This is a genomic window from Rhodococcus sp. NS-SX18 (assembly GCF_057367935.1).
Map to the genome: position 1 here is coordinate 228,004 of NZ_CM170633.1, position 13,796 is coordinate 241,799.

The following is a 13,796-nucleotide window of genomic DNA, read 5'->3' on the forward strand; positions in this document are numbered from 1 at the left end:
CATCCATACCAGAACGTCCTGATCGGACGCTAGCTCGAGGAAATCGTTGACCGATCGATCGATCCGTGATAGTGATTTAGCGATCGATAAGTAGACCTGACCGTTTCCGGGAGGAGCCCCATGGCCGACGAGTCCACCGTCACCGAAGCCGCCGCGCTGTACGAGCGGCGCGGCAACGTCGCCGTCATCACGCTCAACCGTCCGAAGGCGCTCAACGCCGTGAACGCGGCGCTCTCGACAGCGGTCGGCACGCTGCTCGAGCAGGCCGAGGCGGACGAGCAGGTGCGCGTGGTGGTCCTCACCGGCGCCGGCCGCGCGTTCTGCGCGGGCGCCGACCTCAAGGTGCTCGCCACCGGCGGGAGCATCGCCGCCGACGGGCATCCCGAATGGGGCTTCGCCGGCTACGTCCAGCACTGGATCAGCAAGCCGACCATCGCCGCGGTCAACGGCTTCGCCCTCGGCGGCGGCACCGAACTGGTGCTCGCGTCCGACCTCGCGATTGTCGACGAGGACGCCGAGCTCGGCCTGCCCGAGGTCAAGCGGGGCCTGTTCGCCGCGGCGGGCGGGGTCATCCGCCTCCAGCAGCAGATCCCGCGCAAGATCGCCCTCGAGATCGCGCTGACCGGCGAGCCGATCTCCGCCGCCCAGGGCAAGGAACTGGGCCTGGTCAACCGGGTCGCCCCCGCGGGGACCGCGCTCGAGGTGGCGCTCGAGCTCGCCGAGACGATCGCCGCGAACGCGCCGCTGTCGGTGCGCGAATCGAAGGCGATGATCCACCGCACCGCGCACGGCGACGACTGGGAGCAGGGCGTCTGGGACGCCAACGCCGCCGCGCTGAAGGTGGTGTTCACCAGCGAGGACGCCAAGGAAGGCCCGACCGCGTTCGCGCAGAAACGGGCCCCCGTCTGGACGGGTCGCTGATCCCCTGATCTCGGCCCGGGGTCTCGCCGATCCCCTTCGGGGCAGTCACCTCGACCCCTCCGGGGCCCCGGGCCGCTCCAACTCTCGAAAGGAACTCCTCATGACCAACGCTGTCATCGTCGACGTGGTCCGCACCGCGGTCGGCAAGGGCAAGCCCGGCGGCGCCCTGTCCGGCACGCATCCCGTCGAACTGCTCGCCCACGTCCTGCGGGAGATCACCGCCCGCAACGACCTCGACCCCGCGCTGGTCGACGACGTCATCGGCGGCTGCGTCAACCAGGCCGGCGAACAGTCCCTGAACATCTCCCGCACCGCGCTGCTGTCGGCCGGGTTCCCCGAATCGGTGCCGGCCACCACCATCGACCGCCAGTGCGGCTCGAGCCAGCAGGCCGCGCACTTCGCCGCGCAGGGCGTCATCGCCGGCGCCTACGACATCGTCATCGCGTGCGGTGTCGAGTCGATGAGCCGCGTGCCGATGGGCACCTCGTCGATGGGCCAGGACGCCGCCGGCCCGGGCATCGCCGCCCGCTACCCGGAGGGCCTGGTCAACCAGGGCATCTCCGCCGAACTGATCGCCGCGAAGTGGAAGTTCGACCGCGAGGCGCTCGACGCGTTCTCGGCGCAGTCGCACCAGCGCGCCGCCGAGGCGATCGCCGCCGGGTTCTTCGACCGCGAGATCGTCCCGATCACGGTCACCAACGCCGCCGGCGAGCAGGTCCGGCACACCGTCGACGAGACGGTGCGCGCCGCGACCACCGTCGAAGGCCTGGCCGGACTGAAGCCCTCGTTCTACACCGAGGCGTACGCCCAGCGCTTCCCCGAGGCGCAGTGGCTCATCACGCCGGGTAACTCGTCGCCGCTGACCGACGGTGCCTCCGCGGCGCTGATCATGAGCGAGGAGACGGCGGCCAAGCTGGGGCTGACCCCGCGGGCCCGGTTCCATTCCTTCGCCGTCGCCGGCGACGACCCGCTGTTCATGCTCACCGCGCCGATCCCGGCCACCCGCAAGATCCTCGCCAAGTCCGGGCTGAGCATCGACGACATCGACGCCTACGAGGTCAACGAGGCGTTCGCCCCGGTGCCGCTGATGTGGGCGCACGAGTTCGGCGCCGACCCGGCCAAGCTCAACCCGCGCGGCGGCGCCATCGCCCTCGGCCACGCCCTCGGCTCGTCCGGCACCCGCCTGCTGACCACGCTGGTGAACCACCTCGAGGCCACCGGCGGCCGCTACGGCCTGCAGACCATGTGCGAGGGCGCCGGCATGGCCAACGCCACCGTCATCGAACGCCTCTGACCGACAACCACACTCGAAAGGATCCCCACCACATGATCGTCAACGACAGCGTCGCCGTCGTCACCGGTGGCGCCTCCGGCCTCGGCCTCGCGACCGTCAAGGCCCTGCTCGCCGACGGTGCCCAGGTCGTCATCATCGACCTGCCCTCCTCCAACGGCGAGACCGTCGCCAAGGAACTCGGCGACCGCGTCCGCTTCGCCGCCGCCGACGTCACCGACGAGGCCGCCGTAACCGAGGCCCTCGACCTGGCCGAATCGCTCGGCCCGCTGCGGGTGGCGGTCAACTGCGCCGGCATCGGCAATGCCGTCAAGACCGTGAGCAAGAAGGGCGCGTTCCCGCTCGACGCCTTCAAGAAGGTCGTGGACGTCAACCTCTTCGGCACGTTCAACGTCATCCGCCTGGCCGCCGAGCGCATCGCGAAGACCGAGCCCGTCGACGGCGAGCGCGGCGTCATCATCAATACCGCGTCCGTCGCCGCGTTCGACGGTCAGATCGGGCAGGCCGCCTACTCGGCATCCAAGGGCGGTGTCGTCGGCATGACCCTGCCGATCGCCCGCGACCTCGCGTCGCTGCTCATCCGCGTCGTCACCATCGCGCCTGGCCTGTTCAAGACCCCGCTGCTCGGGTCGCTGCCGGAAGAGGCCCAGAAGTCCCTCGGCCAGCAGGTCCCGCACCCGGCCCGCCTCGGCGACCCGTCCGAGTACGGTGCCCTGGCTGCGCACATCGTCTCCAACCCGATGCTCAACGGCGAGGTCATCCGCCTCGACGGCGCGATCCGCATGGCCCCCCGCTGATCGTCGCGGACGATCGACATGTGAGAGGACGGGGTCGATGACTGCCCAGCCCACACCCCGCCGGTTGGCGAACTGGCGGGAGTTCGAGGCGCTGCAGCTCGACCCCATCCTCGAGCATGCCCTGGACGCCTTCGGCGAGAACGGTTTCCACGGCACCAGCGTCCGGGATCTGGCCCGCCGGATCGGAGTGACGGTACCCGCGCTGTACTACCACTACGAGAACAAGGAAGCCGTCCTCGTCGCGCTCCTCCACACCGCCGTACGTGATCTCACCGAACGCGCCCTCGCGGCCGTCGCCGCGGGCGGCGACGACCCCGTGCGGCGCTTCACCCACTTCGTCGAGGCGATCGTGCTGAACTCGACCTACCGATCCCGGCAGTCCGCCCTCGACTCCGAGCTGCGCCACGTGTCGCCGCAGAATCGCCGCCACTACGCCGAGACCCGCAAACATGTCGAGTTGATCGCCCTCGACCTGGTCGACGAAGGCGTCGAACGCGGCGTGTTCGTCGTGGACGACATCGCCGAGGCGGTGCGGGCCCTGCTCGGCATGTGCCAGTCCATCGCCCGCTGGTACCGGATCGGTGGGCCACTGACCCCCCACCAGGTCGCCGCGCGCTACACCGTCATCGCGCTGCGCATCGTGGGGTGCCCGTCCGCGGCGGCGCGCGCACGGTGACTGTCGTGCCGCACCGCCCGCCCTGCACACCGAGGTAAGGACTTCCATGAAGCGCCACTTCTTCGACGCCGACCACGACGCGTACCGGGAGACGGTACGCGAGTTCCTCGCCCGCGAGGTCGAACCGAACTACGAACGCTGGGAGGACGAGCGGCTCATCGACCGCTCCGCCTGGATCGCCGCGGGCAAGGCGGGCGTCGTGGGCCTCGGCGTTCCCGAGGAGTACGGCGGCTCCGGCGTGAGCGACTACCGGTTCCGCTGCGTCGTCGCCGAGGAGATCGCCCGCACCGGCACCACCTCTTTCGGCTCCGGCATGAGCCTGCAGGACGACATCGCCGTCCCCTACATCGCCGACCTCGGCACCGAGGAGCAGAAGCGCCGCTGGCTGCCCGGCATGGCCGCCGGCGAACTCATCGGGGCCATCGCCATGACCGAGCCCGGCACCGGGTCAGACCTGCAGGGGATCAAGACCACCGCCGTGCGCGACGGTGACGACTGGATCCTGACCGGGCAGAAGACGTTCATCACCAACGGAATCCACTCCGACCTGGTGATCGTCGTGGCCCGCACCGACCCGAAGGCCGGCGCCCGCGGCTTCTCCCTGCTCGTCGTCGAACGCGACATGCCGGGCTTCACCCGCGGCCGCAAACTGCACAAGGTGGGCCTGGCCGGCCAGGACACCGCCGAGCTGTCCTTCGACGCCGTGCGGGTGCCGGCGGGCAACCTGCTCGGGACCGAGGGGCAGGGGTTCGTCCACCTCATGGAACACCTTCCCCTCGAACGTATCTCCATCGCCGTCGGTGCCGTCGCCGCGGCCCGGGCGGCGTACGAGTGGACCAAGGACTACGTGTTCGAACGCACGGCATTCGGCAAGCCGATCGGCGCCCTGCAGAACACCCGCTTCGCTCTCGCCGAGATGCTCACCGAGATCGAGGTGACCGGTTCGCACGTCGACCGGTGCGTGCTCGCGCTGAACGCCGGGGAGCTGACCGCCGTCGACGCCGCCAAGGCCAAGTGGTGGGCCACCGAGCTGCAGAAGCGCGTCGTGGACCGGTGCGTGCAGTTGCACGGCGGCTACGGGTACATGATGGAGTACCCCATCGGGCGCGCCTACGTCGACACCCGCATCCAGACCATCTACGGTGGCACCACCGAGATCATGAAGGAGATCATCGGCCGCGACATCGCTGCCGAATTCGCCTGATCCACTCCACCTTCGAAGGAGCGACACGATGTTCGATCTGTCCGGTAAGCGGGCACTCGTCACCGGCGGCTCGGCCGGCATCGGCCTGGGCATGGCGCGCGGGCTCGCCTCCGCGGGCGCCGACGTCGCGCTGTGGGGCCGCGGCACCGAACGTCTCGCGAAGGCGGCGGCCGACCTCGAATCGACCGGGGTCCGCGTGCTCACCCGATCGGTGGACGTGTCCGACGAAGCGGCCGTCCGTGACGGTGTCGCCGCGACGGTCGAGGAACTCGGCGGGCTGGACGTCGTCGTGGTCAACGCCGGAATCGGGGGGCGGTCCGCGCGATTCGTCGACTCGAGCACCGAGGACTACCGGAAGGTGATGGCGGCCAACCTCGACGGCGCGTACTTCACCCTGCGCGAGACGGCCGGGGTCCTCGTCGGCCAGGGCACCGGCGGATCGATGATCGTCACGTCGAGCCTGGGCGCGATCCACGGCGCCGGACGCAATCAGGCATACGCCGCCACCAAGGCCGGGGTCCTGGCTCTGGCCAACGGCTGCGCGGTGGAACTCGCCCGGCACCGCATCCGCGTCAACAGCGTGCTGCCCGGCTGGATCGCCACCGACATGACCGGGCCGCTGCAGGACTCGGAGACGTTCGAGTCCCACGTGATCTCGCGGGTACCGTTGGGCCGGTGGGGAACTCCCGAGGACTTCGCCGGCATCGCCGTGTACCTTGCGAGTGACGCCTCCGCGTTCCAGACCGGATCGTCCACCCTGATCGACGGCGGATACTCGATCTTCTGAACCGCCGGAAGTGTTGTCCAGCAAGATTCGACCACGAGGAGGAGCTATGGCACTGACCGCATTCCTGGAGCTCGAGTTCAAGCCCGAGACGCTCGGGGAGGCCCGCGCACTGATGGACCGGGTTCTGAAGGAGACCCGTGCGTTCGACGGCTGCCTCGGCATCGAGGTGCTCGCCGACCGGTCGAACGAGGCGCACTGGGTCGTCGTGGAGAAGTGGGAGTCGGAGCAGCACGACGCCGCCTACCGCGAGTTCCGGGCCGGGCCCGGCGCCATCACCGATCTCGGTCCGCTGCTCGCCGGCGCGCCGAAGCTTACCTACTACGACGAGGTCTGACCGGTAGGGGGTGAGCAGATTCCGCCCTGGGGTGCCTGGGCGGAGGCGGCGCCGTCGCCGACGATCGGTATGTCGGATCGACGCCCGCCCACCCGGTCCGGGGACGGCGGAACCTCCCAGGAAAGGCGGACGCCATGAACGTCGAAGAGATGGCCCGGACCCTGCTCACCCTCGACGACGAAGCGGCGCTGCGCAGCGCCGCAGCGATCGAGGACGCCACCTTTGCCGCCTACGCGAGCGACTACGTCGAGGCCATGACCCGGCCCGGCTGCAAGGGGTGTCACGGCGGCTGATCGACGGACGTGCAGCGGCCGGAGTACCACGGTGCTCCGGCCGTCCCGTCCCCACGACCGCCACCGAAGGAACCCTCATGACCGCTGCGCTGCCGCTGTTGTTGCGCTCGCACCCCCATCTCACCGCGGCCTCCGCCGAATCCCTGGACTTCCAGGCCCGCGTCGGGCATCCCACGGGGCCGGATCCCGCGCCGTGCGTCCTCGTCCTCACCCGTGCCGCCGACCGCGAGGTCGACGATCTGTCGCTGTGGCTGGCCGCGCGCGGCACCGCGCTGGTGCGGCTGGACAGCGACCGGTGCGCCGGCACGGACGTGCAGTGGGATCCGCTCACCGGCCTGCTCGTCCGTGACGGCCGGACGTTCCGGCCCCGGGTGTGCTGGCTGCGGTACTTCGACGTGGACGCCCTGCGCAGCGGGCACCCCGCGCCCGACGCGACGCTGCACGTGCGTGACCAGTGGCAGGCGTTCGTCACCGCCCTCACAGCGCACGAGGGGGTGCGCACGCTCAATCCGGCCGCGCGGCCCGGAACCCCCGATCGCCTCACCCAGCTCGCCGCCGCTCGGGCGGCCGGGCTGCGCGTCCCCGCGACCCTCGTGACGACGCGGCTCGACGTCGCGGCCCGGGCCCTGCCGGGCACCGGCGATCTGCTGGTCAAGAGCCTCGGCCGGCACTGCGTCGAACCGCGGCCCGGCCGTCTGCTCGGTGTCTACCCGCAGCGCATCCCCCGCACGGCGCTCGACGATACACAGCACACGGGCGCCCCGGTGCTCGTCCAGGAATATGTGGCCGCCGACCGAGAGCTGCGCATCCACGCCGTCGGCGGAACGCTGATCGGGTACGCCGTCACGCGCCCCACCCCGGAGTCGCTGTGGACCCGTCCGGAGTCGATCACCGTGCGGCGCTGCGACATTCCCGCCGACGTCGACGGCGCCGTGCGGAGGCTCCTCGACCGGTTCCGGCTCGACCTCGGCGCCGTCGACCTGCTCGACACCCCCACCGGCCCCGTCTTCCTCGAGGTCAATCCCGAATTCGATTGGCGCTGGACCGAACACGGCGCCGGTGACTCCGACACGACGAACGCGGTGCGTGCTCTGATCGCCGCCGCCGTCCCCGCACACCGAGGAGAGAACCGATGACCCGTGTCGCCGTCGCCGAGTACGCGGTGCTGTTCTGGCGCAACGGCACGCTGGTGTGGGACGACTACCTGCACCACCGGCAGTTCGCCCTCACCCCCGACAGCGAGCGGGTCCTGCGCTGGTTCGCGTCGTGGCGCGAACTCGACAGCATCGCCGAACTAGGGGAGGTGCCCCTCGGAATCGCCCACCGGCTGCTCGAGGCACAGGTGCTCGTCGCCGAGGGTTCGGCCGAGCACGCCGAGCAGGAGCAGATGCTCGTCGAATGGGGCACGTGGGGTCCGTCGGCCCGTTACCTGCACTTCGCGGCCCGCACCGGCTCGGACGTCCGGTTCGCGGACGTGGTCGACGACGAACTGCGGTCGGCTGCCAAGGCGAGCGAGCAGCCGGCGCCCGCAGCCGCCAAGTCCTATCCGCAGCACCCGATGATTCCCGTGCCCGGCGACCGGCCGGACTCGTCGGGATGGCAGCGTCCGGGCCTCGTCGATGCCCTGTTCGAGCGCCGTTCGGTCCGGCAGTTCACCGCCGATCCCGTGTCTCTCGACGCCGTGCGCACCGTCGCCCGCGTCGCGGCGGGGCCCGTCACGGTGATCGACCATCCGCAGGTCGGGCAGGTGCTGCTGAAGACCAGCCCGTCCGCCGGTGCCCGCACCCCCCTCGAGCTGTATCTCTACGCGAACCGCGTCGACGGACTCGAGCCGGGGTTCTTCCACTACGCGCCGATGCGCGGTGGGCTGGAACGGATCGGGCAGAGCGTGCCCCGGTCCGTGCTGGACGCGGCGCTCGGCGAGCAGCCGTGGCTGTCGGACTGCCCGGCGCTGCTCATCTACACGGCGGTACCGGCCCGGACCCGGTGGCGGTACGAACACTCCCGCGCCTACCGCGACATCCTCGTCGAGCTCGGCCACGTCAGTCAGACCGTCCTGCTCACCGCCACCGCGCTCGGGCTCGGTGCGGTGACGGCGACGGCGATGCGCGACCGCGAGCTCGAAGACCTGCTCGGCTGCGACCCCACCGCCGAACCGGTCCTGGCGGTCACGGCGCTCGGGCACCCCGCCGCCGGACTCGGGTGACGTCCGGTGTCCAGTGCGCTCGGTAATCCCGACTTCGCGCGGCTGTGCGCCGGGCAGGCGGTCGCGCAGCTCGGCAGCCGCGGCTACGGCGTCGCGATCATGCTGTGGGTGCTCGCGGTCAGCGGGTCGGCCGCGACGGTCGGCCTGGTCTCCACCGTGACGATGGGTGCCTTCACGGCCGCCACGGTGCCCGCCGGCTGGATCGTCGACCGCTTCGATCGCCGCCGCGTCATGCTCACCGTCGACGCCTGCTCGGCCACCGCCGCCGCGGTGCTGGCGTTCTGCGCGTGGCGCGGCGCATTCGACCCGGTGCCCGTCCTCGCCGCCGTGTCGGTGCTCGGGGCGGGGTGGGCGGTGCGCGGCCTCGCCGAGGACGCGGCGGTGCCGCAGGTGGTCGAGCGCGAACAGCTCGGCGCGGCGTACGGGCTGTTCGAGGCACGGGGATATGCGACGGGCGTGGCCGGGCCACCGCTCGCGGCCACCCTCTACGGCCTCGGTGCCGCGCTGCCCTTCGCAGGACATGCCGTGTCGTTCGTGGTGGCAGGGGCAGCGGCGTCCCGGGTCCGCACCCCGCTGCAGGCACCTCGCGTCCACGGCCCGGTCGTGGAGCGACCGGGGGTCGCGATCCGGGAAGGGTTGCGCTGGTTCGCATCCCACCCGTTCGTTCGTACCACCGCGGCGCTGACGGCCGTCGCCGAGTTCGTGGTCAACGGCTGCGGCCTGGTGGTGGTCGTGCTCCTGGTCGGCAGCGGCGCGCCGTCCTCGACGGTCGGCATCGTGCTCGCCGGCGCGTACGGCGGGGGCATGCTCGGAGCCCTGGCGGTGCCGTGGCTCCGGCGCCGGATTCCGGCGCACCGTCTGCTCCTGCTCTCGGCGGCCCTCGGCGCTCTGGCGGTCCTCGCGGCAGCCACGGGTTCTCCGGTCGCGGCCGCCGCCGGTTACGCGGCCCTGCTGGCGGTGACTCCGTCGTGGTCGGTGGTGGTGACCGCCCGCTGTGCCGAACTGGTACCCGACGAGGTGCGGGGACGGGTCGGCGCGGCGACCGGTCTGGTCACGTCGCTGCCGGCGATGTTCGCTCCGCTGACGGTGGGCGTGCTGACGACGACCGTCGGCGCGGCGAGCACCGCGGGGGTGCTCGCCGCGCTCCTCGGCGGGGTGCTCGTGGCGACCGCCGTCAGCCGGACGGTGCGCCTACAGGCCGGCGAGCCGCTCGCGCGCCGCGCGGTACTCGCTGGTGAGCCGGTCGACGAGTTCGGCAGCGGGTACGACGGCGTCGACCGCGCCGATGCCCTGTCCTGAACCCCAGATGTCGCGCCACGCCTTGGCCGCCGGTGCCGATCCCGAACTCTCGCCGGTGCCGAAGTCCATGGCCGACGGGTCCGACACGGCGAGGTTGTTCGGGTCGAGGCCTGCGGCTTCGATGCTGCCGCGCAGGTAGTTGCCGTGCACGCCGGTGAACAGGTTCGAGTAGACGATGTCCGCGGCGGTCGAGTCGACGATCATGTCCTTGTAGCGGTCGTCGGCGTTGGCCTCTTCGGTGGCAATGAATGCCGACCCGACGTAGGCGAGATCGGCGCCGGCGGCCTGCGCGGCGAGGATCGAGCGGCCGTGCGCGATCGAGCCCGACAGCAGCAGCGGGCCGTCGAACCACTCGCGGATCTCCTGGACCAGCGCGAACGGGGACTGGGCGCCGGCGTGCCCGCCGGCGCCGGCGGCGACGGCGATGAGCCCGTCGGCGCCCTTGTCGATCGCCTTGCGCGCGAAGGTGTTGTTGATGACGTCGTGCAGGACGATGCCGCCGTAGGAGTGGATGGCGTCGTTGACGTCGGTGCGGGCGCCGAGGGAGGTGATGACGACCGGGACCTCGAATTCGACGATGGTGGCGAGGTCTTCCTCGAGGCGGTCGTTGGAGCGGTGCACGATGAGGTTGACCGCATAGGGCGCGGACGGCGCCTCGGGGTGGTTGGCGTCGTGCTTGGCCAGGGCCTCGGTGATGCGGGTGAGCCACTCGCGCAGCATCGCCTGGGGACGGGCGTTGAGGGAGGGGAACGAGCCGACGACGCCGGAGGTGCACTGGGCGATCACCAGGTCCGGGCCGGAGACGATGAACATCGGCGACGCCACCACGGGCAGGCGCAGCCGGTCTTGCAGGATCGTGGGCAGGGCCATGCGGAACTCCTTGTGCTGTGCGGTCTTACGGTGCTTTTTCGGAGGCGGTGCTTTTTGAGACGGTGCGGTCTTGCAGGCGGTGCGGTCGTACGGTGCGGCCTTACGATTGCCCGAGCTGGGCGGCCATGAGCGGCATCAGGGCGTGCAGGCCCTTGACCGGCCGGATCATCACCTTGAACGAGGTGATCTGCCCGGCGTCGTTCCAGTGCATCATGTCGATGCCGTCGACGTGGATGCCGTCGAGGTCGGCGGTGAACTCGAGCACCGCCGACCCGTCGGAGTACCACTCGCCGACGTACCGGAAGTCCCGCCCGGTGAACACGGCGAGCGCGGCCCGCAGGTAGGCGAGGGTCAGGGCTTTGCCCTCCTGCGGCGTGAACACCGCGGGGGAGTAGAAGACGGCGTCGTCGGCGATCAGATCGTCCAGGGCTGCCTCGTCGCCGTGCTCGACGATGTGGTGCCAGCGTTCGACGACGTCGGGTCGGACGTGGGTCGGCATGCGGATCCCCTCTCGGTTCGTCGCCCCCGAGCGTAGGGGCCTCCGACCTAAACAGTCAATGGTGACCGTTCAGGGGTGGAACGGCGGCGTCGGCAGGTCGTCGCCGAACAGGTCGGGCAGATCGCTCGACACCCGGTCCGGGAACGACGCGGGGCGCTTCTCGAGGAAGGACGAGATGCCTTCCCGTGCGTCGGGGCCCGTGCCGCGGATGTTGATGCCGCGAGTCTCGATGCGGTGCGCGATCATCGGGTGCTCCGCGCCGAGCGTGCGCCACATCATCTGCCGTGACAACGCCACCGAGACCGGCGCCGAGTGTTCGGTGAGGCTGCGGGCCAGCGCACGGGCCCGATCGAGCAGATCGGCTGCGGGATGGAGCGCGTAGACGAGCCCGGCCGCGTGGGCCTCGGTCGCGTCGAAGATCCGTCCCGAGTACACCCAGTCCAGGGCGGTCTGCAACGGAACGAGGCGGGGCAGGAACCAGGTGGAGCACGACTCGGGGACGAGGCCGCGGCGGTTGAAGACGAAGCCGATGCGGGCGTCGTCGGCGGCGAGGCGGAAGTCCGCCGCGAGCGTCATGGTGATGCCGACGCCGACGGCCGGGCCGTTGATCGCCGCGATGATCGGCTTGCGGCACTCGAACATGCGCAGGACGACGCGACCACCGCCGTCGCGCCGGACGTCGTCGGCACCCGGTTCGTCGAGCCGCTGCGCGAATGTGTCGGCGCCCGCGGAGAGATCTGCACCGGCGCAGAAGGCGCGTCCGGCGCCGGTGATCACGACGGCGCGTACGGAATCGTCGGCGTCGCAGCGGTCGTAGGCCTCGATCAGCTCGTGCTCCATCGTGGTGGTGAAGGCGTTGAGCTGGTCGGGGCGGTCGAGGGTGATGGTGGCGATGCCGTCGGCGACGGACAGGGCGATGTGTTCCACGTCGGTCAGCATGACAGGTTTACTGAGCGATCGGTAGGTGTGGGGTCACGCACAGCGCGTCGCCCCCGTCGGAAGCCGATGACGGGGGCGCAGGCGCGACGTGCAGGGGGCTATCCGCGGGTCACGCGGCCGCGGCGGAACTCCTTGCCGCCCCAGATGCCGGACTGCCGGGTTTCGCCGGCGTAGGTGGCGCATGCGGCGACAAGGGGGCAACGGTCGCACACCCGGCGGGCGTAGTCGAACGACTCAGACGGGTCCGGGAACCAGGCGTCCGGTGTCGCGTCGCCGCGGCACGCGGCCAGGTCCCAGTCCGGTGTGGTGTCCGACGGGGCGAGCAGGTCGGTGAGCATCGTAGTCACGGGCAGGTCCTCCTTCCGAGGATGGAATGCGGGTTCGGTCGGGGCGGCGCAGTGCCCCGGCATGAAGTCGTGGCAGAACGAAACGCGTTGTGGCGCAGAACGGTGTCGAGGAACGGATGGATGCGGAGGCGGCGGTCAGCAGATGCCGGGTCGCGTCGTCGGCGACCCCGCCTGCCGGGGTCCCGCTGGGGGAAGGACGCACGCGACGGGATGTCGCATCGGCTGCGGCGCCGGTCGTTCCGGCGGGGCAGCCGGTGGCGCTGTGCGCATCGCGTGTCTCCTTCCATGTCGTGGTCGTCGTCGATCGGTCGAGTCCAACGCCCCCCGCCGCCCGGGTTCTTCCCCTCGGTGCGAGAACAGTGACGGGTACCTCACGGCCCGGGTTCCGCTACATAGGTTTCGGCTATGGGTCGATCTCCCGTTCGGACTTTGTCCCGGGCGCCGGTCCGGTGATCGACTCGACGGGACGCTCCGGCGGCGCCGCGGGTGCGGCCGGAACCCCCGCGACGAGGAGACGCCACGTGAGCGCTGTACTGACCGAGTTCGGCGACGGCATCGCCGTCATGACCATCAACCGGCCCGAGGCGCGCAATGCCGTCGATCTCGAGGTCGCCAAGGCGCTCGCTGCCGCCGTCGACGAGTTCGAGGCGCGGCCGGACCTGGTCGTCGGGATCGTCACCGGCGCCGGCGGCACCTTCTGCGCCGGCATGGACCTCAAGGCGTTCACCCGGGGCGAGCGGCCGTCGCTGCCCGGCCGGGGATTCGCCGGGCTCACCGAGCGTCCGCCGACGAAGCCGCTGATCGCCGCGGTCGAGGGCTGGGCTCTCGCCGGCGGATGCGAACTCGCGCTCTCGGCGGACCTCGTCGTCGCTGCCCGGGGCGCTAAATTCGGGCTGCCCGAGGTCAAGCGCGGACTCGTCGCGGCAGCCGGCGGCCTGCTGCGCCTGCCCAAGGTGCTGCCGTACCAGCTCGCCATGGAGATCGTGCTGACCGGCGACCCGCTCACCGCCGAGGTGGCGCACGCGCACGGTCTGGTCAACACCCTCACCGAGCCGGGTGCGGCGCTGGACGGGGCGCGGGCGCTCGCCGCCCGCATCAGCGGCAACGGGCCGCTCGCCGTCCGGGCGTCCAAGCAGATCATGTCCTCGGCGGTGCAGTACACCGATGCGGAGGCGTTCGCGTCGCAGCGGGCGCTCGTCGAGCCCGTGTTCGCCTCCGCGGACGCGCAGGAAGGCGCCCGCGCGTTCGCCGAGAAGCGCGCGCCGGTATGGCGCGCGGAGTAGAGAACTCCTGGAAACCGCTACGAGCCGAGGACCGAGTTCTCGGCCTCGAG

Annotated in this window: 16 protein-coding genes; 12 read left to right on the plus strand and 4 right to left on the minus strand. The window is 71.1% G+C overall.

Features of this window, described 5'->3' with window-relative positions; translation table 11 throughout:
* Positions 1 to 120 precede the first annotated feature (120 nt).
* The 11 genes from AC2IPW_RS01000 (at position 121) to AC2IPW_RS01050 (ending at position 9,808) form a co-directional block, all read left to right on the plus strand.
* Positions 121 to 921, plus strand: coding sequence for a crotonase/enoyl-CoA hydratase family protein (locus AC2IPW_RS01000; RefSeq protein ID WP_486376077.1), 801 nt, complete (start codon positions 121 to 123; stop codon positions 919 to 921).
* A 100-nt stretch (positions 922 to 1,021) separates the two neighbouring features.
* Positions 1,022 to 2,215, plus strand: a complete 1,194-nt coding sequence (locus AC2IPW_RS01005) for a thiolase family protein (RefSeq protein WP_486376078.1) — start codon at positions 1,022 to 1,024, stop codon at positions 2,213 to 2,215.
* 32 nt (positions 2,216 to 2,247) lie between these two features.
* Positions 2,248 to 3,009 (plus strand): 3-hydroxyacyl-CoA dehydrogenase, encoded by a 762-nt coding sequence (locus AC2IPW_RS01010; protein ID WP_003939419.1) that lies wholly within the window; start codon positions 2,248 to 2,250, stop codon positions 3,007 to 3,009.
* Positions 3,010 to 3,046: 37 nt separating this feature from the next.
* Positions 3,047 to 3,685, plus strand: a complete 639-nt coding sequence (locus AC2IPW_RS01015; protein ID WP_486376079.1) for a TetR/AcrR family transcriptional regulator — start codon at positions 3,047 to 3,049, stop codon at positions 3,683 to 3,685.
* Between the two features lie 46 nt (positions 3,686 to 3,731).
* Positions 3,732 to 4,889 (plus strand): acyl-CoA dehydrogenase family protein, encoded by a 1,158-nt coding sequence (locus AC2IPW_RS01020; protein WP_054373405.1) that lies wholly within the window; start codon positions 3,732 to 3,734, stop codon positions 4,887 to 4,889.
* Positions 4,890 to 4,917: 28 nt separating this feature from the next.
* Complete coding sequence (locus tag AC2IPW_RS01025; protein ID WP_486376080.1) at positions 4,918 to 5,676, plus strand: SDR family NAD(P)-dependent oxidoreductase; 759 nt, start codon at positions 4,918 to 4,920, stop codon at positions 5,674 to 5,676.
* A 46-nt stretch (positions 5,677 to 5,722) separates the two neighbouring features.
* The gene (locus tag AC2IPW_RS01030) at positions 5,723 to 6,010 is read left to right on the plus strand and encodes a putative quinol monooxygenase (protein ID WP_371384152.1); all 288 of its coding nucleotides are present in this window, start codon (positions 5,723 to 5,725) and stop codon (positions 6,008 to 6,010) included.
* 134 nt (positions 6,011 to 6,144) lie between these two features.
* Positions 6,145 to 6,303 carry a hypothetical protein gene (locus AC2IPW_RS01035; RefSeq protein WP_003939424.1) on the plus strand — a complete coding sequence of 53 codons (159 nt, stop codon included), beginning with the start codon at positions 6,145 to 6,147 and terminating at the stop codon, positions 6,301 to 6,303.
* A 77-nt stretch (positions 6,304 to 6,380) separates the two neighbouring features.
* On the plus strand, positions 6,381 to 7,439 hold the full coding sequence (locus tag AC2IPW_RS01040) for an ATP-grasp domain-containing protein (protein ID WP_486376081.1): 1,059 nt from the start codon (positions 6,381 to 6,383) through the stop codon (positions 7,437 to 7,439).
* A complete protein-coding gene (locus AC2IPW_RS01045) occupies positions 7,436 to 8,509 on the plus strand; it encodes a SagB/ThcOx family dehydrogenase (protein WP_486376082.1) in 1,074 nt (357 codons plus the stop codon). The genes AC2IPW_RS01040 and AC2IPW_RS01045 overlap by 4 nt, the downstream gene beginning before the upstream one ends.
* A 6-nt stretch (positions 8,510 to 8,515) precedes the next feature.
* A complete protein-coding gene (locus AC2IPW_RS01050; protein WP_486376083.1) occupies positions 8,516 to 9,808 on the plus strand; it encodes an MFS transporter in 1,293 nt (430 codons plus the stop codon).
* Here the strand turns inward: AC2IPW_RS01050 and AC2IPW_RS01055 are convergent.
* The 4 genes from AC2IPW_RS01055 to AC2IPW_RS01070 form a co-directional block, all read right to left on the minus strand.
* Positions 9,701 to 10,678 carry an NAD(P)H-dependent flavin oxidoreductase gene (locus AC2IPW_RS01055; RefSeq protein ID WP_486376084.1) on the minus strand — a complete coding sequence of 326 codons (978 nt, stop codon included), beginning with the start codon at positions 10,676 to 10,678 and terminating at the stop codon, positions 9,701 to 9,703. The two genes, AC2IPW_RS01050 and AC2IPW_RS01055, sit on opposite strands and share 108 nt — an antisense overlap.
* Before the next feature lie 100 nt (positions 10,679 to 10,778).
* Positions 10,779 to 11,177, minus strand: coding sequence for a nuclear transport factor 2 family protein (locus tag AC2IPW_RS01060; RefSeq protein ID WP_416062427.1), 399 nt, complete (start codon positions 11,175 to 11,177; stop codon positions 10,779 to 10,781).
* A 69-nt stretch (positions 11,178 to 11,246) separates the two neighbouring features.
* Positions 11,247 to 12,104, minus strand: coding sequence for a crotonase/enoyl-CoA hydratase family protein (locus AC2IPW_RS01065; protein WP_193788770.1), 858 nt, complete (start codon positions 12,102 to 12,104; stop codon positions 11,247 to 11,249).
* Between the two features lie 110 nt (positions 12,105 to 12,214).
* Positions 12,215 to 12,463: a WhiB family transcriptional regulator gene (locus tag AC2IPW_RS01070; protein WP_003939431.1), complete on the minus strand. Its 249-nt coding sequence runs from the start codon at positions 12,461 to 12,463 to the stop codon at positions 12,215 to 12,217.
* A 521-nt stretch (positions 12,464 to 12,984) separates the two neighbouring features.
* On the opposite strand from AC2IPW_RS01070, the gene AC2IPW_RS01075 reads away from it, so the two are divergent.
* Positions 12,985 to 13,746 (plus strand): crotonase/enoyl-CoA hydratase family protein, encoded by a 762-nt coding sequence (locus AC2IPW_RS01075; RefSeq protein WP_010596001.1) that lies wholly within the window; start codon positions 12,985 to 12,987, stop codon positions 13,744 to 13,746.
* Positions 13,747 to 13,796 lie beyond the last annotated feature (50 nt).

Excerpts from the sequence above, each read along its gene's own strand:
- AC2IPW_RS01035 (WP_003939424.1), top strand. The coding sequence starts at position 6,145 with ATGAACGTCGAAGAGATGGCCCGGACCCTGCTCACCCTCGACGACGAA.
- AC2IPW_RS01000 (WP_486376077.1), top strand. The coding sequence starts at position 121 with ATGGCCGACGAGTCCACCGTCACCGAAGCCGCCGCGCTGTACGAGCGG.
- AC2IPW_RS01025 (WP_486376080.1), top strand. The coding sequence starts at position 4,918 with ATGTTCGATCTGTCCGGTAAGCGGGCACTCGTCACCGGCGGCTCGGCC.
- AC2IPW_RS01010 (WP_003939419.1), top strand. The coding sequence starts at position 2,248 with ATGATCGTCAACGACAGCGTCGCCGTCGTCACCGGTGGCGCCTCCGGC.
- AC2IPW_RS01020 (WP_054373405.1), top strand. The coding sequence starts at position 3,732 with ATGAAGCGCCACTTCTTCGACGCCGACCACGACGCGTACCGGGAGACG.
- AC2IPW_RS01040 (WP_486376081.1), top strand. The coding sequence starts at position 6,381 with ATGACCGCTGCGCTGCCGCTGTTGTTGCGCTCGCACCCCCATCTCACC.
- AC2IPW_RS01045 (WP_486376082.1), top strand. The coding sequence starts at position 7,436 with ATGACCCGTGTCGCCGTCGCCGAGTACGCGGTGCTGTTCTGGCGCAAC.
- AC2IPW_RS01015 (WP_486376079.1), top strand. The coding sequence starts at position 3,047 with ATGACTGCCCAGCCCACACCCCGCCGGTTGGCGAACTGGCGGGAGTTC.
- AC2IPW_RS01030 (WP_371384152.1), top strand. The coding sequence starts at position 5,723 with ATGGCACTGACCGCATTCCTGGAGCTCGAGTTCAAGCCCGAGACGCTC.
- AC2IPW_RS01005 (WP_486376078.1), top strand. The coding sequence starts at position 1,022 with ATGACCAACGCTGTCATCGTCGACGTGGTCCGCACCGCGGTCGGCAAG.
- AC2IPW_RS01055 (WP_486376084.1), bottom strand. The coding sequence starts at position 10,678 with ATGGCCCTGCCCACGATCCTGCAAGACCGGCTGCGCCTGCCCGTGGTG.
- AC2IPW_RS01060 (WP_416062427.1), bottom strand. The coding sequence starts at position 11,177 with ATGCCGACCCACGTCCGACCCGACGTCGTCGAACGCTGGCACCACATC.